At 66.0% G+C, this 24,701-nt stretch carries 25 protein-coding genes; 12 read left to right on the plus strand and 13 right to left on the minus strand.

Annotation, left to right across the window (positions count from 1 at the left end; translation table 11 throughout):
* Positions 1 to 4: 4 nt before the first annotated feature.
* Complete coding sequence (locus tag ACQR3T_RS14490; RefSeq protein ID WP_032380138.1) at positions 5 to 814, plus strand: alpha/beta fold hydrolase; 810 nt, start codon at positions 5 to 7, stop codon at positions 812 to 814.
* Here the strand turns inward: ACQR3T_RS14490 and ACQR3T_RS14495 are convergent.
* Positions 811 to 1,695, minus strand: a complete 885-nt coding sequence (locus tag ACQR3T_RS14495) for an A/G-specific adenine glycosylase (protein WP_032380139.1) — start codon at positions 1,693 to 1,695, stop codon at positions 811 to 813. The two genes, ACQR3T_RS14490 and ACQR3T_RS14495, sit on opposite strands and share 4 nt — an antisense overlap.
* Before the next feature lie 90 nt (positions 1,696 to 1,785).
* On the opposite strand from ACQR3T_RS14495, the gene ACQR3T_RS14500 reads away from it, so the two are divergent.
* From ACQR3T_RS14500 to ACQR3T_RS14510, 3 genes are all read left to right on the plus strand, one after another.
* Positions 1,786 to 2,412 carry a carbonic anhydrase gene (locus tag ACQR3T_RS14500; protein ID WP_032380723.1) on the plus strand — a complete coding sequence of 209 codons (627 nt, stop codon included), beginning with the start codon at positions 1,786 to 1,788 and terminating at the stop codon, positions 2,410 to 2,412.
* A gap of 90 nt (positions 2,413 to 2,502) precedes the next feature.
* Positions 2,503 to 3,240, plus strand: a complete 738-nt coding sequence (locus ACQR3T_RS14505) for a hypothetical protein (RefSeq protein ID WP_428693865.1) — start codon at positions 2,503 to 2,505, stop codon at positions 3,238 to 3,240.
* Between the two features lie 15 nt (positions 3,241 to 3,255).
* Positions 3,256 to 4,131, plus strand: a complete 876-nt coding sequence (locus tag ACQR3T_RS14510) for an SCO6745 family protein (RefSeq protein WP_428693866.1) — start codon at positions 3,256 to 3,258, stop codon at positions 4,129 to 4,131.
* Here ACQR3T_RS14510 and disA read toward each other — a convergent pair.
* The 3 genes from disA to ACQR3T_RS14525 form a co-directional block, all read right to left on the minus strand.
* Complete coding sequence (gene disA / locus ACQR3T_RS14515; protein WP_428693929.1) at positions 4,128 to 5,213, minus strand: DNA integrity scanning diadenylate cyclase DisA; 1,086 nt, start codon at positions 5,211 to 5,213, stop codon at positions 4,128 to 4,130. The genes ACQR3T_RS14510 and disA overlap by 4 nt on opposite strands.
* A 109-nt stretch (positions 5,214 to 5,322) precedes the next feature.
* Positions 5,323 to 6,720, minus strand: coding sequence for a DNA repair protein RadA (gene radA, locus ACQR3T_RS14520; RefSeq protein WP_428693867.1), 1,398 nt, complete (start codon positions 6,718 to 6,720; stop codon positions 5,323 to 5,325).
* 53 nt (positions 6,721 to 6,773) lie between these two features.
* Positions 6,774 to 7,382: a hypothetical protein gene (locus ACQR3T_RS14525; RefSeq protein WP_428693868.1), complete on the minus strand. Its 609-nt coding sequence runs from the start codon at positions 7,380 to 7,382 to the stop codon at positions 6,774 to 6,776.
* A gap of 288 nt (positions 7,383 to 7,670) precedes the next feature.
* Between ACQR3T_RS14525 and ACQR3T_RS14530 the strand changes: the two genes are divergently transcribed.
* Genes ACQR3T_RS14530 through rlmB form a run of 5 tightly spaced genes read left to right on the plus strand, consistent with a single transcriptional unit; the run spans position 7,671 to position 11,740 of the window.
* Positions 7,671 to 8,159 carry a CarD family transcriptional regulator gene (locus ACQR3T_RS14530; RefSeq protein WP_027494344.1) on the plus strand — a complete coding sequence of 163 codons (489 nt, stop codon included), beginning with the start codon at positions 7,671 to 7,673 and terminating at the stop codon, positions 8,157 to 8,159.
* Between the two features lie 18 nt (positions 8,160 to 8,177).
* Positions 8,178 to 8,843, plus strand: a complete 666-nt coding sequence (gene ispD, locus ACQR3T_RS14535; protein ID WP_032380145.1) for a 2-C-methyl-D-erythritol 4-phosphate cytidylyltransferase — start codon at positions 8,178 to 8,180, stop codon at positions 8,841 to 8,843.
* A gap of 10 nt (positions 8,844 to 8,853) precedes the next feature.
* Positions 8,854 to 9,318, plus strand: coding sequence for a 2-C-methyl-D-erythritol 2,4-cyclodiphosphate synthase (gene ispF / locus ACQR3T_RS14540; RefSeq protein ID WP_032380146.1), 465 nt, complete (start codon positions 8,854 to 8,856; stop codon positions 9,316 to 9,318).
* 23 nt (positions 9,319 to 9,341) lie between these two features.
* Positions 9,342 to 10,757, plus strand: a complete 1,416-nt coding sequence (gene cysS, locus ACQR3T_RS14545; protein WP_032380724.1) for a cysteine--tRNA ligase — start codon at positions 9,342 to 9,344, stop codon at positions 10,755 to 10,757.
* The gene (rlmB, locus tag ACQR3T_RS14550) at positions 10,757 to 11,740 is read left to right on the plus strand and encodes a 23S rRNA (guanosine(2251)-2'-O)-methyltransferase RlmB (RefSeq protein WP_032380147.1); all 984 of its coding nucleotides are present in this window, start codon (positions 10,757 to 10,759) and stop codon (positions 11,738 to 11,740) included. Before cysS ends, rlmB begins: the two co-directional genes overlap by 1 nt.
* Positions 11,741 to 11,742: 2 nt before the next feature.
* Here rlmB and ACQR3T_RS14555 read toward each other — a convergent pair whose 3' ends face one another.
* A complete protein-coding gene (locus ACQR3T_RS14555) occupies positions 11,743 to 12,516 on the minus strand; it encodes an IclR family transcriptional regulator domain-containing protein (RefSeq protein ID WP_052065957.1) in 774 nt (257 codons plus the stop codon).
* A 144-nt stretch (positions 12,517 to 12,660) separates the two neighbouring features.
* Between ACQR3T_RS14555 and shiA the strand changes: the two genes are divergently transcribed.
* Complete coding sequence (gene shiA, locus ACQR3T_RS14560) at positions 12,661 to 14,028, plus strand: shikimate transporter (protein ID WP_032380148.1); 1,368 nt, start codon at positions 12,661 to 12,663, stop codon at positions 14,026 to 14,028.
* Entirely contained in the window at positions 14,025 to 14,861 is an 837-nt protein-coding gene (locus ACQR3T_RS14565; RefSeq protein ID WP_032380149.1) for a shikimate dehydrogenase family protein, read from the plus strand. Before shiA ends, ACQR3T_RS14565 begins: the two co-directional genes overlap by 4 nt.
* Here the strand turns inward: ACQR3T_RS14565 and ACQR3T_RS14570 are convergent.
* Genes ACQR3T_RS14570 through ACQR3T_RS14595 form a run of 6 tightly spaced genes read right to left on the minus strand, consistent with a single transcriptional unit; the run spans position 14,851 to position 19,823 of the window.
* Positions 14,851 to 15,705, minus strand: coding sequence for a biotin-dependent carboxyltransferase family protein (locus ACQR3T_RS14570; protein ID WP_428693869.1), 855 nt, complete (start codon positions 15,703 to 15,705; stop codon positions 14,851 to 14,853). The genes ACQR3T_RS14565 and ACQR3T_RS14570 overlap by 11 nt on opposite strands.
* A complete protein-coding gene (gene pxpB / locus ACQR3T_RS14575; protein WP_032380151.1) occupies positions 15,702 to 16,304 on the minus strand; it encodes a 5-oxoprolinase subunit PxpB in 603 nt (200 codons plus the stop codon). Before pxpB ends, ACQR3T_RS14570 begins: the two co-directional genes overlap by 4 nt.
* Positions 16,301 to 17,062, minus strand: a complete 762-nt coding sequence (locus ACQR3T_RS14580) for a LamB/YcsF family protein (protein ID WP_428693870.1) — start codon at positions 17,060 to 17,062, stop codon at positions 16,301 to 16,303. Before ACQR3T_RS14580 ends, pxpB begins: the two co-directional genes overlap by 4 nt.
* A 10-nt stretch (positions 17,063 to 17,072) precedes the next feature.
* Positions 17,073 to 17,951: a metal ABC transporter permease gene (locus ACQR3T_RS14585; RefSeq protein WP_032401506.1), complete on the minus strand. Its 879-nt coding sequence runs from the start codon at positions 17,949 to 17,951 to the stop codon at positions 17,073 to 17,075.
* Positions 17,948 to 18,781 carry a metal ABC transporter ATP-binding protein gene (locus ACQR3T_RS14590; RefSeq protein WP_428693871.1) on the minus strand — a complete coding sequence of 278 codons (834 nt, stop codon included), beginning with the start codon at positions 18,779 to 18,781 and terminating at the stop codon, positions 17,948 to 17,950. Before ACQR3T_RS14590 ends, ACQR3T_RS14585 begins: the two co-directional genes overlap by 4 nt.
* 31 nt (positions 18,782 to 18,812) lie before the next feature.
* Positions 18,813 to 19,823 carry a metal ABC transporter solute-binding protein, Zn/Mn family gene (locus ACQR3T_RS14595; protein WP_428693872.1) on the minus strand — a complete coding sequence of 337 codons (1,011 nt, stop codon included), beginning with the start codon at positions 19,821 to 19,823 and terminating at the stop codon, positions 18,813 to 18,815.
* A 142-nt stretch (positions 19,824 to 19,965) separates the two neighbouring features.
* Between ACQR3T_RS14595 and ACQR3T_RS14600 the strand changes: the two genes are divergently transcribed.
* Positions 19,966 to 21,072 (plus strand): LacI family DNA-binding transcriptional regulator, encoded by a 1,107-nt coding sequence (locus ACQR3T_RS14600; RefSeq protein ID WP_032380155.1) that lies wholly within the window; start codon positions 19,966 to 19,968, stop codon positions 21,070 to 21,072.
* Between the two features lie 259 nt (positions 21,073 to 21,331).
* Here the strand turns inward: ACQR3T_RS14600 and otsB are convergent, their stop codons facing one another.
* Positions 21,332 to 23,884, minus strand: a complete 2,553-nt coding sequence (gene otsB / locus ACQR3T_RS14605; protein ID WP_428693873.1) for a trehalose-phosphatase — start codon at positions 23,882 to 23,884, stop codon at positions 21,332 to 21,334.
* Between the two features lie 59 nt (positions 23,885 to 23,943).
* Positions 23,944 to 24,687 carry a FadR/GntR family transcriptional regulator gene (locus tag ACQR3T_RS14610; protein ID WP_428693874.1) on the minus strand — a complete coding sequence of 248 codons (744 nt, stop codon included), beginning with the start codon at positions 24,685 to 24,687 and terminating at the stop codon, positions 23,944 to 23,946.
* Positions 24,688 to 24,701 lie beyond the last annotated feature (14 nt).

Below are 24,701 nucleotides of genomic sequence, written 5' to 3' on the forward strand. Positions count from 1 at the left end.
TCCGATGCCGCTCGCGAAGCTCAACGGAATCGACCTCAACTACGACGTGACCGGTGACGGCCCACTGGTGGTGCTGGTGATGGGCACCGGTAGTCCGGGACGAGTGTGGCGAACCCATCAGGTTCCGACCCTGGTGAAGCAGGGATACCGGGTCGTCACATTCGACAATCGCGGCATCGCACCGTCTTCCGAGTGCGCAGGCGGGATGATGCTCGACGACCTGGTGGCCGACACCGCCGCCCTCGTCGAGCACCTCGGTGGTGGCCCCGCGCGCGTCGTGGGTACCTCGATGGGTGCCCGCGTCACCCAGGAATTGGCTTTGGCCCGGCCGGATCTGGTGTCGCATGCAGTGATGATGGCCACCTTCGGTAAGACCACCACCTTTCGTGCGCAGATGTCGAAGGGCGAGAAGGATCTCCACGACGCCGGAATCGAGCTTCCCGCGTCGTACCGCGCGGCAATGACTGCGATGCAGAACTTTTCACCGAAAACCCTGGCCGACGACAGTGCGATCGGTGACTGGCTGGCAGTTCTCGAATATTCGGGCGGCAGGAAGACGGCGGGAATGCGGGCGCAGATCGGACTCGAAATGCGCTCCGGGACAGACCGATTGGCGGCGTACCGGGCAATCAGGGCGAAATCTCTGGTGATCGGATTCGCCGACGACCGCATGATTCCGGTGCAGCAGTGCCGCGACGTTGCCGCCGCGATACCCGGTGCGCAGTACGTCGAAATCGCCGACACCGGTCACTTCGGCTACCTCGAACGCCCCGATGCGGTCAACGCCGCGCTCGTGGAGTTTCTGGCGTCCTAACCGTCCGAGCCCTCACCCGCGAGGGCGAACAATCCCGACTCGGTTTGTTCGATCAAGCCGTCGGTCAGCAGTGAATCGAGAGCTCGATCGCGCTGGGTCGGGTCGGTGGGCCAGACGATGTCGAGCTGAGCTCGCTCGACGGGGCCAGTGCTCTCGCGCAGCACCGACATGAGTTTGCCGCGAACCTGTCGGTCGGTGCCCGCGAACTTCTGGACCTTCTTCGCAGGGCCGGTGTGCGCCGGTCTGCCCGCCTCGATCCAGGCGCACTCCGGCAGCGGGCACAGCAGGCACGCAGGATTCTTGGCGGTGCAGATCAACGCGCCGAGCTCCATCAATGCCGCCGAGTATCGGGCGGCCCGGGGGACGCTCACCGGAAGCAGCTGTTCCACATCGGCCAGATCTCGCGAGGTGGACGGATTTCCGGGCTCGGCGTTGCCGTGCTGTGCACGCGCGACAACGCGTCGAACATTGGTGTCCACCACAGGAACTCGCTGACCGTAGGCGAAAGTCGCGACCGCTCTTGCTGTGTAGGCACCGATGCCCGGCAGGCTCAGTAGTGTCTCCACGTCGCTCGGCACCTCGTCGCCGTACTCCTCGGCAAGCACTCGCGAGCACTCGTGCAACCGCAGCGCTCGACGCGGATAGCCCAACTTGCCCCACGCACGCAGTACCTCGGCCTGCGAGGACGCGGCCATCGCCGAGGGCACCGGCCACCGCTGCACCCACTGCTCCCAGATGGGTGCCACTCGCACCACCGGAGTCTGCTGCAGCATGATCTCGCTCATCAGGATCTGCCAGGCGCTGACGCCCGGACGACGCCACGGCAGGTCGCGTCCGTCGGTGTCGAACCACCCGAGCAGAGCCTCGGCATCGATCGGCAACTGTGCGCCCTTCTTCTCGTGTCTGTGATCGGTACCAACAGTAGTGAACCCGACTCGCCCCGCGCCCGCTCCGCGTGCACAATGAAACCCATGCCTGCTTCGAATCCGATCGCTGCCTGGAAGTCACTCAAGGAAGGCAACCAACGGTTCGTCTCCGGAGAGGTCCTGCACCCGTCGCAGGGCATCGAGGACCGTGCTCGCCTCGAGAGCGCTCAGCATCCCGGTGCCATCCTGTTCGGCTGCGCCGACTCGCGCGTTGCGGCCGAGATCATCTTCGATCAGGGCCTCGGTGACATGTTCGTCGTTCGCACCGCCGGTCACGTGGTGGACTCCGCCGTCCTCGGTTCCATCGAGTACGGGGTCGCGGTGCTGAACGCGCCACTGATCGTGGTGCTCGGTCACGACCACTGCGGCGCAGTGCAGGCGACCGTCGATGCCCTCGAAAGCGGAGACGTCCCCGGTGGCTACATCCGCGACGTCGTCGAACGCGTCACCCCGTCGGTGCTCTCGGCCCGACGTGACGGTCACGAGGCGGTCGACGAGTTCGAGGCGCGACACGTCCAGGAGACCGGCAACCTGCTGATGCAGCGCTCCCGCATCGTGGCCGAGAAGGTAGAGGCCGGGGAACTCGCGATCGTCGGCCTCACCTACCAGCTGTCGAAGGGGCACGCTCAGCTCCGCGAGGTCATCGGCGACATCGGCGAACAGCCCGCCTGACTCGTGACCGAGCCCGTGCGAGCGAGTCGTTCGCGCGACACGCCGCGTGGGCTCAGGGAAAGGTTGCCTCCGGCCGCATACGGTTGATTCGTGTTGGAACCGAGCGGGCCTTTGCCTCCCGAAATCTATTGGCGACGCCGCGCGCTCGCCATCGGTGCGGCCGTTGTCGTCCTCGGATTGATCGTGTGGTTCATCGCTTCGCTCAGCGGCGGTTCCGACGACACCGAGGCCGCACCGGCCGGTGTCGTGTCGGCACCGGCATCGACCTCGGCTCTGCCATCACCCAGTTCGTCCGCTACCGAAGGTGATTCCGGCGGCTCGGGTGGCTCCGGCGGCGGTTCCGGTGGATCGGGCGGATCAGGTGGAGGCACCGACTCTGCAGCCGGTGGCGGTGCAGCAGTGATCACCAGCGGTGCACCGGCTCCGGTGATCGCCAATCAGTGCCCGGACCAGTCACTGGCAATCAAGGTGACGCCGGAGAAGGCCACCTACCGTCTGGGTGAAGAGCCCGTGTTCACCGTGGTCATCACCAACATCGGCTCCGCGGAATGTCAGCGCGAAGTCGGTGCCGGTCTGCAGCAGGCGCTCGTCTACACCCTCGACAATCAGCGCATCTGGTCCAACGTCGACTGCTTCCCCAACGCCGCGTCCGATCTGCGTACCTTCAAGCCCGGCGAGCAAGCCGGATTCACGGTCAAGTGGTCGGGCACCAACTCCGTCCCCGGCTGCGGTGAAGAGCGCATCCCGGTGGGTGTCGGTGCGTACCAGGCGATCGCGCAGCTCGGCGAGCTCAAGAGTGTGCCGGAGCCGTTCAACATCACCGGCTGAGTACGGTCGAATCTCATGACCACTTCGACAGCCCTCGCCCGTGCCGCCTACAAGACTCTCGAACCCTTTCACGTCACCGCCTACTTCAATCCCGAGTTGGGGACGGCCTACGAGGACACCGGACTCGACGGTCATGCCTGGTACGTCGGTGCACGGGCCGCCCCGATGGGCCCGTGCGCGCCGAGTGTCGTTGCGGCTGCGTTCTACAACTTCAACCCGGTACTGATCGAGCGCGCGTGGCCTGCCGCTGTGGCCGTCGGTCTGGATGCGGTGTCCGACCGTCGGTGGGCACTGCTCGATTCCGTTCTCGGAACGGCTCTCGGCTCCTTGGCGGACGACCCGGCGCTCGCCACGTTGGCTGGCCGTCTGGGCGATATCGGCGACACCGCCTCGTTCGCCGGTCGGCCGCTCTCCGCAGCGTGGCATTCCACCGAACGACCCGACGTGCCGCATCTTGCCCTCTGGCATTCGATCACCGTTCTGCGTGAATGGCGCGGCGACGGCCACCTCGCCGCCTTGATCGACGCAGAACTCGACCCGACGGAAGCGGCCGTGTTCCACGAGGCCGTCCGCCCGACCCCGCAGCCCGGCCGCCGAGCACTCGGCAAGCGCATCACGCAGCTGACGAGGCAGTGGTCCGAGAGCGAATGGGACTCGGCCGCAGAACGACTCGCCACCCGCGGACTGCTCACCACCTCTGCCGACGGTGAGACTCTGACCGACAACGGCACCGCTCTCGATCAGCACATCGAAGACCGTACCGACGCCATGGCGTCGGCAGTATGGAACAACGTCTCGGACGCAGAGCAGTTGATCACGAGCGCACGGCCGTATGTGAAGGCCGTGATCGACGCCGGGTTCCTGCCGGGGACGAAGACGAAGGCGTCCTAGTCGTACGGACCCGAGATCGAGGCCTCCGCCAGCCTGGACAGGCCCTCCCTGATGTGTCGAGCCCACAGTCCACCGATTCCGTCGACCGATTGCAGATCGGCAGCAGTGGCCGCGAGCAGCCCCTGCAGGGTGCCGAACGCGCCGACGAGTCGATGAATCTGGCTGAACTGCAACCGCGGAACGCGCGTCAGTACTCGATACCCGCGAGGACTCATCGGGGTGTCGAGGGCCTCGATGGTCGCGGGGTAGCCGAAGGCGCGGGCCAGAGTGGTCAGATCCAGCAGATCGACGTCGGTCAGCTTGTCGAGGGCGGCGAGTGCCTTCTCCACCCCGGTGGTGCTCGACGGCTCGTTGCCGGCCAGGTAGTCGCGCACCACCAGTTGGCGATCGACGTCGTTGTCGCCCAACAACTCTTCGAGCTGCAGGGCGAGCTGGCGGCCGTCGGTACCGAGTTCGAGAACGTTCTGTTCGATCTCCACCGACACTCGTCGCACCATCTCGAGCCGCTGCGCGACGGTCAGGGCGTCGCGCAGAGTCACGAAGTCCTCGATTTCGACGACCGAGAGCTGGCGAGTGTTCTCGTCGAGGCGGGCCTTGTAACGCTCGAGGGTCGCGACGGCCTGATTGGCGCGAGAGAGGATGGTGGCCGAGCCCTCGACGACGTGTCTGATGCCGCCGATGTACACGCTGACGATGCTCATCGACTGGCTCACGGAGACAACGGGATAGCCGGTCTGCATGGCGGTGCGCTCGGCGGCACGGTGCCGAGTACCGGATTCGACCGTAGGAATCTTGTGGTCGGGTACCAGCTGGACATTGGACCGAACGATGCGTTTGCCGTCGGTCGAAAGCACCACTGCGCCATCCATTTTCGACAACTCGCGAAGCCTGGTCGGGGCGAACTCGACATCGAGCTCGAAGCCTCCGTCGCAGATCGCTTCGACTTCTTCGTCGTAGCCGAGGACGATCAACCCGCCGGTGCGGCCGCGCAGAACTCGCTCCAGGCCGTCACGCAGGGCGGTCCCCGGTGCGAGCCGAGCAATGGTCTCGCGCAACGCTGGGGACGGCGTGGTGCCCTCCATGGCCAACCCCCTCGTGTTCATATCGGCGTCGTGCTGCGGATCTACTCGTGCGAACACAGAGTACTGCGCTGCTACATGTGGGCAGCCCGACAAAGAATACTGCCCGGTGTCATACGGGGCGCATACGCGTATAGGTCAACGCCTCTCCGACGTTGGTCACCGTCTTGACCTTGATGCCGTCGGGAATGGGGCCTGCGTCCTCGGGGACGATCGCGTAATTGAAACCCAGTCGTGCAGCTTCGGCGAGTCGGCGGCCCAACCCGGCCACGCGTCGCACCTCGCCGGCCAGGCCCACTTCGCCCAGAATCACCATTCCCGCAGGGAGAGGTTGATCGCGCACGGCCGAGGCCACGGCCGCCGCGAGAGCGAGGTCAGCGGACGGTTCGCTGGTGCGCATGCCGCCGACGGTGGCCGCGTAGACCTCGGCCTTGGAGACCTTGACCCCGCACCGGCGTTCGAGGACGGCCAGGATCATCGCCACTCGAGCATGGTCGAGTCCGCTGACCGCACGCCGGGGCGACGGCATCGACGTGTCGACGATCAATGCTTGCAACTCCGCCAGCAGTGGCCGCTTGCCGTCCATGGTGACCGTGACGGCCGTACCGGGGACGGCGTCGCTTCGATGATGCAGAAACAACCCGGACGGATCGCTGATGCCGACGATGCCGGTCTCTCGCAGCTCGAAGCACCCCACCTCGTCGGAGGCCCCGAACCGGTTCTTGACGCCCCGGATCATCCGCAGCGTGGAGTGCTTGTCACCCTCGAAGTTGAGCACCACGTCGACCAGATGCTCCAGCGACCGCGGACCTGCCACCGCGCCGTCCTTGGTGACATGTCCGACGAGCAACACCGCCACCCCGGTGGTCTTGGCCAGGGTGGTCAGGGCACTGGTGATGGCACGAACCTGCGTGACTCCGCCGATGACGCCGTCGACGTCCGCGGCGAGCATCGTCTGTACCGAATCGACGATCAACAGGCTGGGCTCGACCTGCTCGACATGGCCGAACACCGTGGCCAGATCCGACTCCGCGGCGAGGAAGACTCGCTCGTGTACCGCGCCGGTGCGGTCCGCGCGCAACCGAACCTGGCCGGCTGATTCCTCGCCCGTGACGTAGAGCGCGCGGCGATCCGGCGCCGAGCGGGCCCACCGATGCACGACCTCGAGCAGCAGGGTCGATTTTCCGACTCCGGGCTCACCCGCGAGCAGAACGACCGAACCGGGCACCAAACCGCCGCCCAGTACGCGGTCGAACTCGTCGATCCCGGTGGTGTTGGCCTGAGACGTGGCACTGCTGATGGTCGTCAGAGCAGCTGCGGGCGTGGTCGGGATCATCGCCCCGCCGCCGGAACGCAGTGCCGACGCGCCTGCGCGGGTGGTCAGAGGAGCGGCGGTGGCCTGGACCTCGTCCATCGATCCCCAGTTACCGCATTCGGGACAGCGCCCGACCCATTTCGAGACCGAGTGATGACATGCGGAGCATCGGTAGCTCGACTTCAGTTTGACCACTGTTGGAGCCTAACGATCGGCACCGACAGGGTGATGTGACCTCGAGAGGGAGGTCAGTGGCCGCCGCTGTGCTCGGAGACTGCCTCTTCGGAACGCTCGAGCTCGTGACCGGCGTCGACGGGCACGTTGACGACGACCTCGCCTGCGTTCGCGAACTCGAACGTGACCGGAAGGGTCAGGCCCGGACGTACGTTCTCGCTGATGTCGGCCATCTCGACCTTGATCAACTGGATCGGCAGAAGGGGATCGTCGAGCTGAACGTCGGCGGGCGAACCTGCACCGAGCGCGGTGAGCGGAGCGATCTCGTTGCTTCCCGATTCCGCCTCGTCGACGATGGTGATCTGCGCCTCGGGGGACGAGATGCCGGTCAGTTCGTCGGAATCGGCGGGATTGGAGTTGATGGCAGTGAAGCCGAGCTCGACGGTACCGCCGGGCTCGATGCTGTACTCCTGCGAATCGGGGTACACCACGTGGACGTTGCGCAGCTGAATTGCCCCGACGTCGGCGGAGTTGCCGTTGACAGCGGCGACCTGGGTGGCAGTCTGGGAAATCTGGCCTGCGCCGCACGCCGTGAGGGCGAGTGCGCCACCGGCGAGAAGAGCGAGAGTGGCGGCCACTTTACGATGGCGGCCAAGCGGTGTCGCAGCGTGGATTGCAGTCACTTCGGTCGTCCTCCATGTGGTGCCGGGCCGGCTCGGTCCATCTCGTCCACTAGGCAGAGTAGTAGTTCTCGTCCACCGACCGCTCGTGGGGTCTGCCAGCGGCCCGATGATGCCAGGTGGGGGTGCCTGTCAGGAGAAGAACATGCAGAACGGCCCGCGTGAAAATGTGGCCCCGGATACACGTCGAGCCGTCTGTGTCAACCCCTGATTCGGCATCGCTATGCCCCTGACCTGCACCGTTGATATCGGACGTGGTATTCTGGGTAAATCGAAAGGGGCACTTGTCACATGATTTTCAAGGTCGGAGACACCGTCGTTTACCCCCATCACGGAGCGGCGCTGATCGAAGCGATAGAGACACGCACCATCAAGGGTGAACCGAGAGAGTATCTGGTTCTCAAGGTCGCGCAAGGCGACCTCACCGTTCGAGTCCCCGCGGACAACGCGGAGTACGTAGGCGTTCGCGACGTCGTCGGGCAAGAAGGTCTCGACAAAGTCTTCCAGGTGCTGCGCGCACCGCACACCGAAGAGCCCACCAACTGGTCTCGCCGCTACAAGGCGAACCTGGAGAAGCTGGCCTCCGGTGACGTGAACAAGGTAGCCGAGGTCGTCCGCGATCTCTGGCGACGCGAACAGGATCGTGGACTGTCGGCAGGCGAGAAGCGCATGCTCGCCAAGGCACGTCAGATTCTGGTCGGCGAGTTGGCACTGGCCGAAGGAACCGACCAGGCCAAGGCCGACACCATGCTCGACGAAGTTCTCGCCACAGCTTCGTAGTGTGAACAGCTTCGTAGAGTGAGCGGTGCTGCCGGCGACGTAGTCGCGCTGGTACCCGCTGCAGGCAAAGGCCTTCGGCTCGGACACGACGAGCCGAAGGCATTCGTCTGTCTGGGTACCGACTCTCTTCTGACGCGGTCCGTCGACGGACTTCGGGCCTCGGGTGCCGTCGATCGCATCGTCGTCATAGTCCCCGCGGATCTTCTCGACGTGGCTCGCAGCCACGTGGGTGCCGATGTCCTCGTCGTAGCGGGTGGCATCGAGCGCACCGATTCCGTGCGAGCCGGTCTCGCTGCTGTCGGTGACGCGTCCATCGTGTTGGTGCACGACGCCGCGCGTGCCCTCACTCCACCGACGCTGATCGCCCGCGTCGTGGCCGAGGTCCGCGCCGGCCGCTCCGCCGTGATTCCGGTTCTTCCGGTCGTCGACACCATCAAGTCCGTCGACCTCATGGGCGCAGTGGTCGGCACACCCGATCGCGCGAGTCTGCGAGCGGTACAGACACCACAGGGCTTCGACGCCGACGTCCTGCGTCGTGCGTACGACGCGGCCACCGACGTCTCCACCGACGACGCGGGTTTGGTCGAGCGCATCGGCGAAACGGTGCACACCATCGTCGGCGACGCCCTCGCATTCAAGATCACCACACCACACGATCTGTTACTGGCACAGGCCCTGCTGTGAGAGGCGCGTTATGAGAGTCGGCATCGGCACCGACGTCCATCCGATTGCTCCCGGCCGACCCTGCTGGCTGGCCGGATTACTGTTCGAGGACGCGGACGGACTCGAGGGACATTCCGATGGTGACGTCGCCTCCCACGCTCTGTGCGACGCGTTGCTGTCCGCAGCAGGTCTCGGCGACCTCGGCTCGGTCTTCGGCACCGGCCGTCCAGAATGGGACGGGGTCAGCGGAGCTGCCATGTTGACCGAGGTCAAGCGGCTGCTCGACGCGGACGGATTCGCTATCGGCAACGCTGCGGTACAGATCATCGGCAACAGGCCCAAGATCGGACCGCGCCGCGTCGAGGCGCAGGAGGTTCTCTCGCGCGTGCTCGGTGCGCCGGTATCGGTGTCTGCGACCACCACCGACGGGCTCGGCCTGACCGGTCGCGGTGAAGGAATTGCCGCCATCGCGACCGCACTTGTCATGACGGGGTAAAACCACCGGTAGCATTGCTGGTCGTGACCCTTCACCTACACGACACCGAGACGAGGGCCTTGCGGGAATTCACCCCCTTGGTCCCTGGCCATGCATCGGTGTACCTGTGTGGGGCGACTGTGCAGGGTGAACCTCACATCGGTCATGTGCGCAGCGGTGTCGCGTTCGACGTGTTGCGGCGGTGGTTGCTGGCGCACGATTACGACGTCGCCTTCGTCCGCAACGTCACCGATATCGACGACAAGATCCTCAACAAGGCACGCGATGCGGGCCGTCCGTGGTGGGAGTGGGCCGCGACCTACGAGCGGTCCTTCACCTGGGCGTACGACCGACTCGGGGTACTTCCGCCGTCGGCCGAGCCGCGCGCCACCGGGCACATCACCCAGATGGTCCAGATGATAGAGCGCCTGATCGAACGCGGCCACGCTTACGCCGACGAGTGCGGCGACGTCTACTTCGACGTGCAGAGCTTCCCGAGTTACGGCGCGCTGTCCGGCCACAAGCTCGACGACGTGCACCAGGGCGAGAGCGTCGCCGAGGGCAAGCGTGATCCCCGCGATTTCACGCTGTGGAAGGGTGCCAAGCCCGGCGAGCCGTCATGGCCGACGCCGTGGGGCCCGGGTCGCCCGGGTTGGCACCTCGAATGCTCGGCAATGGCGGAGACGTACCTCGGCGCGGATTTCGACATCCACTGCGGCGGGCTCGATCTGGTGTTCCCGCATCACGAGAACGAGCGCGCGCAGTCGATGGCGGCCGGAGACGGTTTCTCGCGGTACTGGCTGCACAACGGGTGGGTGACGATGGGGGGCGAGAAGATGTCGAAGTCCCTCGGTAACGTTCTCTCGGTACCCAATGTGCTCAAAAAGGTTCGGCCGCAAGAGCTTCGGTTCTACCTCGGTGGCGCACACTACCGGTCGATGCTCGAGTACTCCGACACCGCGCTCGAGACCGCGGCCGTGACGTATCGGGGCATCGAGGGGTTCGTCCGACGAGCCGTCGAACGCGCCGGTGAGGTACCGATGGGCAAGTGGACCACAGGATTTGCCGCGGCCCTCGACGACGACCTCGGAGTTCCCAAGGCGTTGGCCGAAATTCATGCCACCGTCACGTTGGGCAACACCGCGCTCGAGTCCGGTGACCTACCGGCCGCGGTGGAGCACGCAGGCAGTGTGCGGGCGATGCTGGACATTCTGGGCGTCGACCCGCTCGATCCGCACTGGGCCAGCGACAATGGTTCCGATGCAGCCGCTCTCGGTGCGCTCGGCGTCTTGGTCGAGGCCGAGCTGGAGCGTCGAGCAACGGCGAAGGCGACCAAGGACTGGGCCGCCGCAGACGAGATACGCGATCGATTGGCCGAGGCCGGAGTCGACGTGACAGATACTCCCAACGGGCCCGAATGGTCGTTGGGTACGAGCAAGACCGACGAAGCAGGTTTGTGATGGCAGGCAATTCGAGTAGGCGCGGCGCAATCCGCAAGGACGGCACCAAGAAGGGGCAGGTCGCCGGTTCCGGAGGCAAGCGTCGTAAGGGCCTCGAAGGACGAGGTGCGACGCCTCCCGCCTCCGAGCGCACCAAGCATCCCGCGGCGCGTCGGGCGAAGCTCGCCGAGAAGTCCGCGCAGAACCGCGGCGGCACCACCGGTGGCCGCGCAGGCAGCAGGCCGGCCGGACGAAAGGCCGAAGACGGCCCCGAGGTGGTACTCGGTCGCAACCCCGTCGTCGAGTGCCTGCGCGCAGGTGTGCCCGCGACGGCCCTGTGGGTTGCTGTCGGGACCGACAGCGACGACCGGCTCAAGGAAGCCGTCCAGCGAGCGGGCGACGCGCGCATCTCTATCCTCGAGGTGCCACGCTCCGATCTGGACAAGCTCAGCGCCAACGGACTGCACCAGGGCCTTGCGCTGCAGGTACCGCCGTACCGTTATGCGCATCCCGACGACTTGATCTCGAACGCGCGCACGCACCAGGAACCTGCGCTGCTCGTTGCGCTCGACAACATCACCGATCCACGCAACCTGGGCGCAGTGGTGCGTTCGGTGGCGGCGTTCGGTGGCCACGGCGTCGTGATCCCGCAGCGGCGCAGTGCGAGTGTGTCCGCAGTGGCATGGCGAACCAGTGCCGGCGCCGCTGCTCGGCTGCCCATCGCGCGAGCGGTCAATCTGACTCGGACGCTGAAGGATTGGCAGTCCAAGGGCGTCACGGTCGTCGGCCTCGATGCCGGCGGCGACACCGAACTCGACACGTTCGACGGTAAGGGTCCGGTTGTCATCGTCGTCGGATCCGAGGGCAAGGGCCTCTCGCGTCTGGTCAGCGAGACCTGCGATCACATCCTGTCGATCCCGATGGCGGGGCCGGTGGAATCGCTCAACGCCTCCGTCGCGGCAGGCGTCGTGCTTGCCGACATCGCCCGGCAACGCCGCGGGTAGACCTAGGTTCTGATGCGGGCGGCGGTGTCGTGCATCGCCGGGACGACGGTGTCGATCATGTCCGTCGGGGTGTAGTTCCTCGCGTGCAGTGACGTGTTCAATGCCGCTACGACGGTGCCGTTACTGTTGCGCAAAGGTACTGCCGCAGCGCGCATTCCGACGTCCAGTTCGTCGACGACCTCCGACCATCCGGCGCTGCGTACCCGAGTGATCTCGGCGCGCAGTGCGTCTCGATCGACGAGCGTGCGCGGGGTCAGGGCTTCGATGGGGGCGTCGGCGAAGTATCGTTCGAGCTCGCTCTCGGGGAGGGCTGCGAGCAGCACTCGACCCGAAGACGTTGCGTGAGCCGGGAATCGAGTGCCCAACGTGATGACGACCCGCAACATGCGAGACGACGGAACGCGTGCGACGTAGACGATGTCGAATCCGTCGAGGATGGCCACCGACGTTGTCTCGCCCAATTGTCTTGCGAGCGCTTCGATGTGGGGTTCGGCCAGGCGGGGAAGGTCCATTCCGGACAGGAACGAGAAGCCCAGATTCATCACTCTAGGGGTGAGGGTGAACTGACGGCCGTCCTGGCGGACGAATCCCAATTCTGCGAGCGTCAGCAGCAGTCGGCGAGCCGTTGCTCGGGTGACTCCGACGGCCTCGGCGACCTCGGTGAGCGTGCGGGCCGGATGTGCGTCGTCGAAGCACTGCAGCACGCTCAGGCCGCGTTCGAGTGACTGCACGAACCAGGTGGGGCGTTGGTCGTCGGGGGCGATCTCGGCCGTCATGGTTCGAGTCTGCCTCATGGCCCAGTTCACGCTGCATCACACCGCTCCGTGCTTGTGGTGTTGACCACAAAGGCCGCCTCTGGTTACAGTTGTGCGAATAACAAACATCTGTGCGCGATGCGCACAAAATCGAAGGGCCGACAAGTGAACGTTGACGTCGCAGTCGCGGACGGATCCAGAGCACGGAAAGCTGCCATCGGCAGTTTCGTCGGTGCCGTGGTCGAGTGGTACGACTTTCTGCTGTACGGCATCATCGCCGCGCTGGTGTTCAACTCCCAGTTCTTCCCGAGCGTCTCGCCCGCAGTCGGTGTGATGGCCGCGTTCGCGACCTTCGGTGTCGGCTTCCTCTTCCGGCCCCTCGGCGGCATCTTCTTCGGCCACTTCGGTGACCGCCTCGGACGCAAGCGGATGCTGATCTGGACGATGCTGCTGATGGGCGTCGCAACCGCGTTGATCGGCCTGGTTCCCAACTTCGAGTCGATCGGTTGGTTCGCGCCATTGCTGCTGGTGCTGTTGCGCGCCATCCAGGGCTTCGCAGTCGGCGGTGAATGGGGTGGTGCATCCCTGATGGCTGTCGAGAGCGCGCCGGCGAAGAAGAAGGCGTTCTACAGCAGTGGCGTCCAGGTCGGCTACTCCGTTGGCCTCATCCTCGCCACCGGTGCGGTCACCATCATGAGCAACCTGCTCAGCGACGACGCATTCACCAGCTGGGGCTGGCGCGTACCCTTCCTGGCCAGCGCCGTGCTCGTACTGTTCGGCCTGTGGATCCGATCCGGTGTCGAGGAATCGCCCGTGTTCGAGCAGGCAGTCGAGGAGAGCGGCGAGAAGAAGAAGCTGCCGGTCATCCAGGCGATCACCGAGCACCCCGGCTCGTTCCTCAAGATCATCGCGCTGCGCATGGCAGAGCTGTTCACCATGTACATCGTCACCACGTTCGCGCTGAGCTACACCGTCAACGAACTGGGCTACGAGCGTCAGTTCATGCTCAACGTCGCGCTGCTGGTCGGCGGCATCGGCATCCTGAGCATCCCGACCTACGCGGCAATCGCCGACCGATTCGGCCGTAAGCCGATCTTCGTCACCGGTGCCGTCGTCGGCGCACTGGCAGCCGTCCCCTTCTTCCTGTCCCTGCAGGCAGCCTCGGTGGTAGCGATCGTGATACTGGCCGTCATCCTGGTCAACGTCTCGCACGACATGGTGGTCTCGGTGCAGCAGCCGCTGTTCACCGAGATGTTCGGCCCCGAACTTCGCTACAGCGGAGCCGGTGTGGGCTATCAGGTCGCCAGCGCGATCGCCGGTGGCTTCACCCCGTTCATCGCAGCGGCGCTGGTCAGCTGGAACGACGGCTCGTGGCACTACGTCGCGGCGTACCTGGCTCTGGGATGCATCATCTCGGCCGTGGTAGCAGCACTGATGAAGAACATGGGCTCCTCGGATGTCACCTCCGTCTCCGATCAGGCCGTCCCTGTAGCACAAGCCGTTGTTGCAGAGCGTGTCTCGAAGTCGGTATGAGCTCACTGACTCTGGTCGGTTCGCACGCGTCCACGGCGATGTCACCCGCGCTGTGGACGCGTGCGTTCGAGATCGCCGAGGTGTCGTCCAGCTACGACGCCTGGGAGGTCGCCGATGTTGCCGACCTGCCCGACGTCGAGAGTGCCCTCCGCGGCGGGCGTACCGATGCTGCGAACGTGACGATGCCCTGGAAGCATTGGGCTGCAACGGTTGCCGACGAGGCAGATCCGGATGTAACGGTCTCCGGGGTGGCGAATCTGCTGTTCCTGCGTGCTGGAGCCCTGTTCGCCATGAACACCGACATCGCGGCGGTACGAGCGGCAACCTCGGGACGTACCTTCGGCTCGGCGCTGCTGCTCGGAGCCGGTGGCGCCGCGCACGCCGCCGCCTTCGCGCTGCAGGGCCGCATCGACAGTCTGGTGGTCTCGGACGTCGACCGGAGCTCGGCGGCCGGGCTCGTCGCCGAGCTCGACGGGTACAACGGGTCGGCCTCGGTTGTCGACTGGTCGGATCGGGCAGTGGATCTGGACTCCTACGACCTGGTGATCAACGCGACGCCGATCGGCCGTGACGGCTCCGAGGATCAGCTCGCCTGGGGGGCAGGCGAACTGGCACCGTCGGCTACGGTGTACGACTTCGTGTACGCCGACACGCGCAATGCCGCCGAGGCCTATACCGCGGACCGCGGAATCGATCTGATCGATGGCTGGACGCACCTGTTCCACCAGGCCGACGCCATGGTTCGCCCGCTCGGACTACCCGAATGCATGTCCGATGCCCTGCGGCGCAGCATTCGGGAGATCTGCCCAGCTTCGGCCGGGATCAACCGATAGCGCGAAAGTGCACCCGACTGCCGGGGGTCAGCTGCGCGGCGGCGGACACATCGCCCGCGGTGACTACGGCGATCACCGGATAGCCGCCGGTGACGGGATGGTCGGCGAGAAACAGTACCGGCTGACCGGACGGCGGAACCTGTAGCGAACCGAGAACCATTCCTTCGCTGGACAATTCGTCGTCGATCGCGCGGGTCAAGGGTTCGGCACCGTCCAGCCTGATCCCGACGCGATCCGAATCCTGCGTCACTGTCCACGGCTGCTCGAGCAGTAGCGATCGAGCGCGCTCGGTGAACCAGTTCTCGCGCGGCCCGAAGCTGACGCAAAGTGCGTCGGGTTGGGCGCGCGGTGGTGCGAAATCTGCAGCGGGCCAGCACGCCTTGTCGTTGCCGACAGGCAGGGCGGTGCCGGGGGTCAGGATGGCCGGGCCGATGCCCGACATCGTGTCTGTCGAGCGACTGCCCAGGACAACGGGCACGTCGATCCCGCCCCGTACGGCGAGGTAGCTGCGCAGACCCCAGGTCGGCGCGGACAGTTCCAGTTCCTGCCCCGCTCGTATCACCAGTGTCGAACAGAGTCCCTGCTCCGTGCCGTCGACGCGGCAGGTCACGTGCGCACCGGTGACTGCGACGAGAGTGTCGAACTCGGCGCGTAGCGTCAGTCCGCCGAAGGTCACTTCCAGTGTCGCGGCATCGGAGTTGTTGCCCACCAGGCGGTTTGCGGCATCGTGCGACTGCAGGTCCGCGGCACCGGAGCGGCCGACACCGATCGACGCGTGCCCCGGGCGGCCACGATCCTGCACGGTGCACAGCGGCCCCGTCCTCAGCACGGTCAGGGCCCTCATGCTCGCTCGAATCGGACGGTGGTGCCGGGGCGCAGCAGTGCGGGTGGATCGCGGTCGAGATTCCACAATTGCGCGTCCGTTCGGCCGATGAGCTGCCAGCCGCCGGGGGAGGAGCGTGGGTAGATGCCCGAGAACTCGCCCGCCAGCCCCACCGAACCGGCAGGAACGCTGGTACGCGGCGACGTGCGCCGCGGGACGTGCAGTCGGGTGTCGGTGCCGACCAGGTAGCCGAACCCGGGCGCGAAGCCGCCGAACGCGACTGTCCATGTCTGATCGAGATGAGCCGCAACGACTTCGGTGGTGGACAAGTCGGTCAGGCGGGCCACCTCGTCGAGGTCTTCGCCGTCGTAGACCACCGGGATCGTGACGGTGCCGGACCCTGCTTCCGTCCCCTCGACGGATGGCTGTACCGACGAGATCCACTGCAGCACGGGCGCCGGCGGTCCGTCGAACGTCACCGACACCGTGCGGGCAGCCGGAACCAGATCCACGATCGGAGGCGGCGGATCGGCCGCCAGCGCCCGGTAGTACGCCATTGTCTCGTACAGTCCGTCGAATTCGACCAGCAGTGCATTCTCACCGGCCGAGAGAATCTTCATCGGACGAATGCCGAGATGTCGATACCGTTGGTGCGCAGTAGGTTCGAGACGGCGGTGGCCATCGCGACTGCGCCGGGGGAGTCGCCGTGCAAGCAGATCGAGTCGGCCCGAACGTCGATGTTCGAGCCGTCCACCGCTCGGACGGTGCCGTCGGTGACCATGGTCAACACTCGCTGGGCCACGGCGTCGGGGTCCGAGAGCACCGCGCCGGGCTCCGAGCGCGAGACGAGCGTGCCCTGCGGTGTGTAGGCGCGGTCGGCGAAAGCCTCTGCGACAGTACGCAGTCCGGCCCGTTCCGCCTCCTCGAGGAAGACCGAGCCGGGGAGCCCGAGCACCGGCAGGGTCGCGTCGTATGAGGTGACGGCGTCGACCACGGCTCGTGCCTGCTCGCGGTGATGCACGATCGCGTTGTACAGCGCCCCATGCGGTTTGACGTAGGCAACGGCAGAGCCGGCTACCTGGGCGAGCGCATCGAGTGCGCCCATCTGGTAGATCACGTCGGCGGTGAGGTCGGCGGGGGAGACGTCGAGAAAGCGTCGGCCGAACCCGGCGAGGTCGTGATAGCCGACCTGCGCTCCGATGCGCACGGCTGCTCGAGCTGCCGAACGGCACGTCCGCAACAGAGTGGTGGGATCACCGGCGTGAAAGCCGCACGCAACGTTGGCACTCGAGACCACGGCGAGCATGGCGTCGTCGTCGCCCAGAGTCCATGCGCCGTAGCTTTCGCCGAGATCGGCGTTGAGATCGATGGCCGTCACGCTGCACATCCTAGGCGGCGACGAGCCGTCCGGAATTGGCCTTACGCGTCGCACCCACAGCGCGGCAGAGGAGGTAGATGACGAACGAGATGGTCGTCACGAACGTCGAGACGGGAAGTCCGGGAGCGAGGGAGAGCAGGATGCCACCGACGGCGGCGATCTCGGCGAACAGGATGGACAGCAGCGTCGCCTTGAGCGGACTGGCCGTGACCCGCGCGGCAGCCGCGGCGGGAGTGATGAGCAGCGAGAGCACCAGCAGGGCTCCGACTATCTGGACGCCCAGCGCACACGCCACGCCGACGAGAACGGCGAACACGACCGAGAGCGCGCGGACGGGGACGCCGCGGGCCAGCGCCACCTCGGGATCGGTGCTGGCGAACAGCAGCGGCCGGTAGACCACCGCGAGCACGATCAACACCAGCACGGCGCACACCAGCAGCAGCTGAATTCCGCTCTGCCCCACGCCGACGATCTGGCCGATGAGCAGTGAGAAGCTGGTGCCGGTTCGGCCCGGGTAGAGCCAGATGAACAGCACCGACAGGCCGAGCCCGAACGACATGATGACGCCGATGACCGAGTCGCGGTCGCGGGCTTTGTTGCCGAGCAGTGCGAACATCACCGCCGCGACGACCGAACCGACGATGGCACCGAGACCGACGGTGATGCCGACGAGCAGGGCTGCGGATGCTCCGGTGAGCGAGAGTTCGCTGGATCCGTGCACCGCGAAAGCCCACTGCCGGCTGACGATCAGCGGCCCGAGAGCGCCCGCGAGCAGCCCGAGAATTGCGGCCGCGATCAGCGCCTGCTGCACGAAGTCGTAGGTCAGCAGGTTGGCGGTGGTGTCGAAGTCGAGCATCTTCGAGAATGCCTCGAGAACCTTCTCGTTCATGCCTTGTCTTCTCTGTCGTGCGGCACGGGTGGATGGTGGGCGCCCGCCGAGCCGAGCGCATCGATCGAGTCGCCGGTGCCGACGACCACGAGTCGGCCGCGGACTTTCAGCACCTCGACCTCGGTGCCGTAGAGCTCGGACAACACCTCGGTGGTCATGACCTCCTCGGGAGTTCCGATGCGGAACCGGCCGTCGACGATGTAGACGATGCGGTCGACGAGCGGGAGGATCGGGTTGATCTCGTGGGTGACGAACAGGACGGCTGTCTCGTGCTCACGCCGTCGACGATCGATGAGGCTCGAGACCAGTGACTGGTTGGCGAGGTCGAGGCTGAGCAGGGGCTCGTCGCACAGCAGGACCGAGGGGTCCCCGACGAGTGCCTGGGCAATGCGCAGTCGCTGCTGCTCCCCGCCGGACATCGAGCCGACCGGGGCACCCGCGAAGGAGTTGGCGTCGACCTGATCGATCGCTCGCTGCACCGTTTCCTTGCGCTGTCGCATGCCGCGCAGTCCCATGCCCCATTTGTGGCCGTCCCAGCCCAGGCCTACGAGATCGCGTCCGCGCAACGGCAGATCGTCGTCGATGTTGCGTTGCTGGGGGACGTAACCGACTCCCGACTGGCCGCGATGGACGGGATCACCGTCGATCGCGGCCGTGCCGGACGTGAGCTGATTCTGCCCGAGCAACACCTTGAGCAGCGACGTCTTACCCGACCCATTGGGGCCGAGAACGGCGACGAATTCGCCCTTCTCCACCGTCAGGTCCAGGTTCTGCCACAGCGTGCGCTCGCCGAACGCCAGTCCGGCATCGCGCAGTTCTACAGCAGGCATGTACTACAGCTTTCCATCACGCCGGTTCGGGTCAGGAGGCGGTGGTGAGGGCGGCCCGAAGATCCGTCGCAGCCTTGGTCTGCCACTCGATGTACGTCATGCCTGCGGGCAGTGTTTCGGTGACCTCGACGACGGGGATGCCGGCGGCCTCGCTGGTGGAGCGAATGTCCTGGGTGACGGCATCCTCGGTCTGAATGTTGTAGACCAACGCGCGAACGGACTTGGACGTGAACAAATCTCGCGTCGCGGCGATGGAGGCGGGCGACGGATCGTTGCCTTCCTCGATGGAGTCCTTGAAGTCCTCGGGGGTGCGATCGTCGAGTCCCGACTCCTCGATCAGGTAGTGCGCGATCGGTTCGGTCTGTGCCACCGGCGCATTCGGGAAATCGGCGGCAATCTGCGCGGTCACGTCGGTGATGGCGTGGACCTGCTCGTGGAACACCTCGGCGTTGGCGGTGTACTGCGCGGCGTTGTCGGGATCGAGCTGACCGAGCTTGTCGGCGATCTCCTCGGCGGTGTGCGCTGCCACCTCGGCGTTGTACCAAACGTGTTCGTTGACCTCGCCGTGCGAATGACCGTCGTCCGTCGTCGGTTCGGCAGTTGCATCGGAGGTGGGCTCGGAGTCGTGATCGTGGCTGTCGTCGAGCAGGGTGAAGGCGTCGACCGACGGCACATCCTTGCCCTCGGAGCCGAGGATGTCCTCGATGAACTGGTCGTAGCCACCGCCGTTGTAGACCACGAGCGACGACTCGGAGACGGCGGCCGCGTCGGCCGGGCTCGCCTCGTAGGAATGCGGGTCAGCGGAGGGATCGGAGATGATCGACGTCACTGTCGCGAGGTCACCGGCAACCGCCTCGGCGACGCTTCCCCAGACGTTGGTGGACGCGACGATCGTGATCGGCCCGTCGACGGGGGTGGCGGGGGCGGACTCGGTGCTCGCGGGATCGCTGGAGCTGCATGCGCTCAAAGTGAGGGCTGCGGCGCAGGTCAGGCCCAGTGCGGCCATGAGCGTGGTCCGGGACGCGCGATGGATGGACGACATCGATGTACTCCTGATGGGCAATGCTTGACGCTAATGGAAACCGTTACCGTTGTACTCTAGCGCTCGTCGGGGCTCTCGATCGAATCGGACGAAGGCGACCTCGAATTTCTCCGGAGTGCGTTGTGGGACTAACGTCCCGGTAATGGTCAGGTCGAGCGAACCGCGACGTCAAGCGACGTTGGCGTCGATTGCTGCCGAGCTGAAGGTATCGCGCACCACCGTCTCGAACGCCTACAACCGACCGGATCAGCTCTCTCCCGAACTGCGCGAACGCGTACTGCAGGCGGCCAAACGGCGCGGCTACGCCGGCCCCGACCCGGTTGCCCGATCGCTGCGCACCCGCAAGGCCGGGGCCATCGGGCTGCTCCTCACCGAGGCTCTGAGCTACTCCTTCCGTGACCCGGCCGCCATGAGCTTCCTCGCAGGCCTCGCCGAATCCTGCGAGGCCGCAGGGCAAGGCCTACTGCTGATTCCCGCCGGTGCCGAACGCGACGACGTCCAGGCCGCTGCCGTGGTGCAGCAGGCGGGAGTCGACGGATTCGTCGTGTACTCCGTCGCCGACGACGACCCCTACCTCGCTGCCGTGCGCGAACGCCACCTGCCGATCGTCGTCTGCGACCAGCCCCGCAACATCCCCGAGGCCGCTCTCGTCGCCATCGACGACCGTGTCGCCATGAAAATGCTTGCTGCACATCTCATCTCGCTCGGACACGAGCATCTCGCCGTGCTGTGCATGCGGCTCGGACGCGACCGCCGCGATGGCGTCGTACCCCCGGGGCGGCTGGCGGACAGTCACTTCCACGTCCAACGTGAACGGATCGCCGGGGTGCAGGCCGCGATGATCGACGCCGGACTCGATCCCGACACCCTCACGGTCGTCGAACGCTTCGACCACACCGTTCGCTCCGGCCACTCCGCCGCGGCTCAAGCACTGCAAGCCAATCGCGAAACCACGGCGTTGCTCTGCACCACCGACGTCATCGCGCTCGGTGCACTCAACTTCGCGAGGGTCTCCGGAATCGATGTGCCGAGCCAACTCTCGGTGACCGGATTCGACGGCATCTCCGACGCCATCCGCGAGAACCTCACCACCGTGCGCCAGGACGCCGAGGAAAAAGGCCGTCGAGCCGGAAAACTGGTGCTCTCGTCCTCGCACTCGGGCATCGTCGCCGCCGAAACACTGCCGACCGAACTCTTCCGCGGACGAACCGCGGGACCGCCGCCGGAGCAACCGCCCGCTATTGCCTGACCTCTACCCTCGCCCGCCCCCTCTCTCGCCCGCCCCCCCATTCACCCGCCCCATTTTCGGCTCGCCCCCTATTTGGGATCAATGTGGACTTCAGTCACTCTGAGTGCAACAAAGCCGCATTCATTCGGTGTCAGCCGGAAGCCCGTTCGGGATGAATGTGGGTTTCAGTCGGTCTGAGTGCAACAAAGGCGCATTGATCCCAATCGGGAAGGGGTGGGGCGGGGGCGGGGACGCGCATGGGGGGGGGCGGGGGTGGGAGTCAGGCAGGTTGGGCGCTGAGCAATCTCGCGCAACGCAGCAGACCCAGGTGACTGTAGGCCTGCGGATGGTTGCCGAGTGATCGTTCGGCGATGGGGTCGTATTCCTCACTGAGCAGTCCGGTAGGGCCTGCGGCACTGACCAGTTGGGCGAACAGTGCCTCGGCTTCGGCGCGCTGTCCCACCAACAGGTATGCCTCGACGAGCCAGGCGGCGCACAGGTGGAATCCGCCTTCGCCGCCGGGGAGACCGTCGTCGTGGCGGTAGCGGTAGACGGTCGATCCGCTCCGCAGTTCGGCCTCGGTGGCGGTGACGGTGGCGGCGAAGCGGGGGTCTGCCGGATCGATCAGGCCCGACAGGCCGATGTACAACGTCGCGGCGTCGAGGTCGGTGCCGTCGTATGCGGCGGTGAAGGACTGCACCTCGTCGTTCCAGCCATTGGCGAGCACCTCCTCGCGGATGGTCTCACGCAAGGGTGCCCAGCTCGATTCGGCTGTGCGACCGAAGGTTTCGGCCAGACCGATGGCGCGATCGACGGTGATCCACCCCATCACCTTCGAGTAGACGTGGTGGCGGGGATTGTCGCGGATCTCCCAGATGCCGTGATCGGGCTCGAACCAACGTCGCTCGACGGCTTCGACCATGGCGCAGACGAGTTCCCAGTCGTCGTCGGAGAGGCCGTTCTCCGACCCTGCGGACTTACGTGCGTGTGCGAGGGCGGACACCAATTCGACGATGGGGCCGAAGACGTCCAGCTGAACCTGTTGGTTGGCAGCATTTCCCACGCGCACCGGACGTGAACCGGCGTAGCCGGGCAGCTCGTCGATGACGGCCTCGGGTGGAAGTCCGAGGCCCCAGATCGTGTACAGCGGGTGTAGACGCTCGGGGCCGGACACCGATTCCAGTACTCCGTGGATCCAGGACAGGTAGTTCTCGGCCTCGGCCACCGACCCCACGTCCACCAGTGCGGTCGCGGTGAGTGCAGCGTCGCGCAACCAGCAGTAGCGGTAGTCCCAGTTACGCACTCCGCCAATATCTTCGGGCAGTGAAGTGGTGGCGGCCGCCATGATCGAACCGGACTCGGCGTGCACCAGGCCGCGCAGAGTCAGTGCCGATCGCTTCATCAGATCGCGCTTGAGCGGCGGCAGGTCCAGGCCGTCGGCCCAATCCTTCCAGTAGGCCTCGGAGGCGCGACGACGCTCGACCTCGGCCCAGGGGTGCTCGCTCAGATCGTCTGTGCCGAGCCGCAATTCGAGAACGATCGGCCCGTTCGAGGGATCGACCTCTGCATGCGCTGTCTGCTGCGACCCGTCGGAGACGATGTTCCAGGTGACGCCGGGGCTACGCAGCACCATCGGGTCGGCCGTGCCGAGAATGCGCAGGCCGTCGGCGTCGGGTTCCAGTGATGCCCACGCTTTTCCGAATTCCGGACGCGGCGCGAACGTCACCACGGCGGTTGCTTTGCCGGTGATGACGCGGGTCAACGCGGTCTGGCCCTGGCCGATGTCGTGTGGCAGGTAGTCGGTGACCTGCAGGCTGGCCCATTTGGTCTGCACCGTCATGGTGCCGTCCACGTACTGCTGACTCAGCGGCAACGATGCGCGGGTGGGTCCGACGCTGAAGTGACCGGCCTGATCGCCGCCGAGCAGATGTGCGAACACCGCTGCCGAATCGGGTTCGGGGTGACACAGCCAGGTGACATCGGCATCGGGGGTCAGCAGCGCAACGGCATTGGGGCTGGCCAGCATCGTCAGACGTTCGATGCGCGGAGCGTCGGCACCCGAAAGCCACTGCCGACGCTCTTCCAACAGGAACGCCAGCGCGAGTGCGACCTGTTCGGTGCTGTCGATGCGGAATTCGGCAAGGGTCTCGCCCGGCCCGATTTTGACCCCGATATCGGGGCCGTGCAGGTGGCTGAAGGCCTTCTCGTCGGTGACGTCGTCGCCGAAAAAGACTGCGGCAGTTGCTGCTTCCTGATGGCGAAGAATGTCGAGGGCGACGCCCTTGTCGGTGACGATGACGGCCAACTCGATGACGGATTTGCCCTCGGTGACCTGAACGCCGTCGCGTGCTGCCGCGCCGGAACGCACGGCCGCGAGCGCCTCGTCACCGGCGGCAGTCTCGGCGTTACGCACGTGCAGCGCGACGCTGGCCGGCTTGGTCTCGATACTCACGCCGGAATGGGCGTCGGCGATGGCCTGCAGTTCTCCGGTGATGAGGGTGAGGAGCTTCTTGGCGTCGTCGTCGATGGCATTGACGAACCCGGCGTCGAACTCGCTGCCGTGGCTGCCCACCAGCTGCACCTCGGACGGCAGCCGAGAGAGGATCGCGAGATCGCGGAGGGCGCGCCCGGAGATGACGGCGGCGTTGGTGCCGGCCAGTGAGGCGAGCCCGCGCATGGCGCTCACCGACTCGGGATGTGGGAAGGCCCTCTGTGGGTCGGAGACGATCGGTGCCATGGTGCCGTCGTAATCGGACGCGACGAGCAGACGCGGAGTCCGAGCTACTCCGACGAGTGCGCGGCGTAGTTCGAGCGGCAATTCGAGAGCAGTCACCCGTCGAATCTAGGCGATGAACCCCGCGTCGGCGTACCTGGCTTTGTGCGCTCGGTGTATCACTGCTGGTCGGGCACCAGACCGGGCGACGGCGTCACACCCGAGGCCGCCGACATCGATGCGGCGGACTTGGTGACGATGGCCAACATGGCTCGCTGTGCGGCGTCGGCGTCGCCGGACTGGATCGACGAGGCGACGACCCCGTGCAGACGGATCGCCTCCGGGTCTGCCTGCCTCGACATCAGGGCGTGCCGGGTGCGTCCGGCGAGAACTTCCACCACGATGTCGGACATGGACCGCAACATCGGATTGCCCGACGCAGCGAGCAGCGTCCGATGAAAGTTGCAATCGTGTTCGAGATACGCCTCCGAGTCGGCCGCGCGGGACGTCGACGACATTCCGATGACGGCGGCTGTCAATGCGCCGCACTGCTCGGGCGTTGCTCGGTGAGCTGCCAGCTTGGCTGCCAAAGGCTCGATGCCCGAACGTAATTCGCTGAGCAGTAGGAGTTGTTCCGCGCGAGCGGGCCCGGCCAGCTGCCAGCGAATTACCACCGGATCCAGTGAGTTCCAGTTCACGGAACCCTGCACGGTGATCCCGACGCGCCGCCGCACGGTGAGCAACCCCAGCGACTCGAGAACCCGGACCACTTCCCGTACGACCGTCCGCGAGACGGTGAACCGCACGGCGACGTCGTCGGCCGAGATTCGGGTTCCGCCCGGGATCGCGCCGCTGACGATGTCGCGACCGAGCTCGTCGAGAACCGAATCGTGCAGTTGGCGGAAATCATTGGTCTCGGTCATGTCCGATCGATCGT

The organism is Rhodococcus sp. IEGM1428, from assembly GCF_050321865.1.
Taxonomy (GTDB): domain Bacteria; phylum Actinomycetota; class Actinomycetes; order Mycobacteriales; family Mycobacteriaceae; genus Rhodococcoides.

Excerpts from the sequence above, each read along its gene's own strand:
- ACQR3T_RS14490 (WP_032380138.1), top strand. The coding sequence starts at position 5 with ATGCCGCTCGCGAAGCTCAACGGAATCGACCTCAACTACGACGTGACC.
- ACQR3T_RS14500 (WP_032380723.1), top strand. The coding sequence starts at position 1,786 with ATGCCTGCTTCGAATCCGATCGCTGCCTGGAAGTCACTCAAGGAAGGC.
- ACQR3T_RS14510 (WP_428693866.1), top strand. The coding sequence starts at position 3,256 with ATGACCACTTCGACAGCCCTCGCCCGTGCCGCCTACAAGACTCTCGAA.
- disA (WP_428693929.1), bottom strand. The coding sequence starts at position 5,213 with ATGGAGGGCACCACGCCGTCCCCAGCGTTGCGCGAGACCATTGCTCGG.
- ACQR3T_RS14530 (WP_027494344.1), top strand. The coding sequence starts at position 7,671 with ATGATTTTCAAGGTCGGAGACACCGTCGTTTACCCCCATCACGGAGCG.
- ispF (WP_032380146.1), top strand. The coding sequence starts at position 8,854 with ATGAGAGTCGGCATCGGCACCGACGTCCATCCGATTGCTCCCGGCCGA.
- rlmB (WP_032380147.1), top strand. The coding sequence starts at position 10,757 with ATGGCAGGCAATTCGAGTAGGCGCGGCGCAATCCGCAAGGACGGCACC.
- ACQR3T_RS14555 (WP_052065957.1), bottom strand. The coding sequence starts at position 12,516 with ATGACGGCCGAGATCGCCCCCGACGACCAACGCCCCACCTGGTTCGTG.
- ACQR3T_RS14565 (WP_032380149.1), top strand. The coding sequence starts at position 14,025 with ATGAGCTCACTGACTCTGGTCGGTTCGCACGCGTCCACGGCGATGTCA.
- ACQR3T_RS14570 (WP_428693869.1), bottom strand. The coding sequence starts at position 15,705 with ATGAGGGCCCTGACCGTGCTGAGGACGGGGCCGCTGTGCACCGTGCAG.
- pxpB (WP_032380151.1), bottom strand. The coding sequence starts at position 16,304 with ATGAAGATTCTCTCGGCCGGTGAGAATGCACTGCTGGTCGAATTCGAC.
- ACQR3T_RS14585 (WP_032401506.1), bottom strand. The coding sequence starts at position 17,951 with ATGAACGAGAAGGTTCTCGAGGCATTCTCGAAGATGCTCGACTTCGAC.
- ACQR3T_RS14590 (WP_428693871.1), bottom strand. The coding sequence starts at position 18,781 with ATGCCTGCTGTAGAACTGCGCGATGCCGGACTGGCGTTCGGCGAGCGC.
- ACQR3T_RS14595 (WP_428693872.1), bottom strand. The coding sequence starts at position 19,823 with ATGTCGTCCATCCATCGCGCGTCCCGGACCACGCTCATGGCCGCACTG.
- ACQR3T_RS14600 (WP_032380155.1), top strand. The coding sequence starts at position 19,966 with ATGGTCAGGTCGAGCGAACCGCGACGTCAAGCGACGTTGGCGTCGATT.
- ACQR3T_RS14610 (WP_428693874.1), bottom strand. The coding sequence starts at position 24,687 with ATGACCGAGACCAATGATTTCCGCCAACTGCACGATTCGGTTCTCGAC.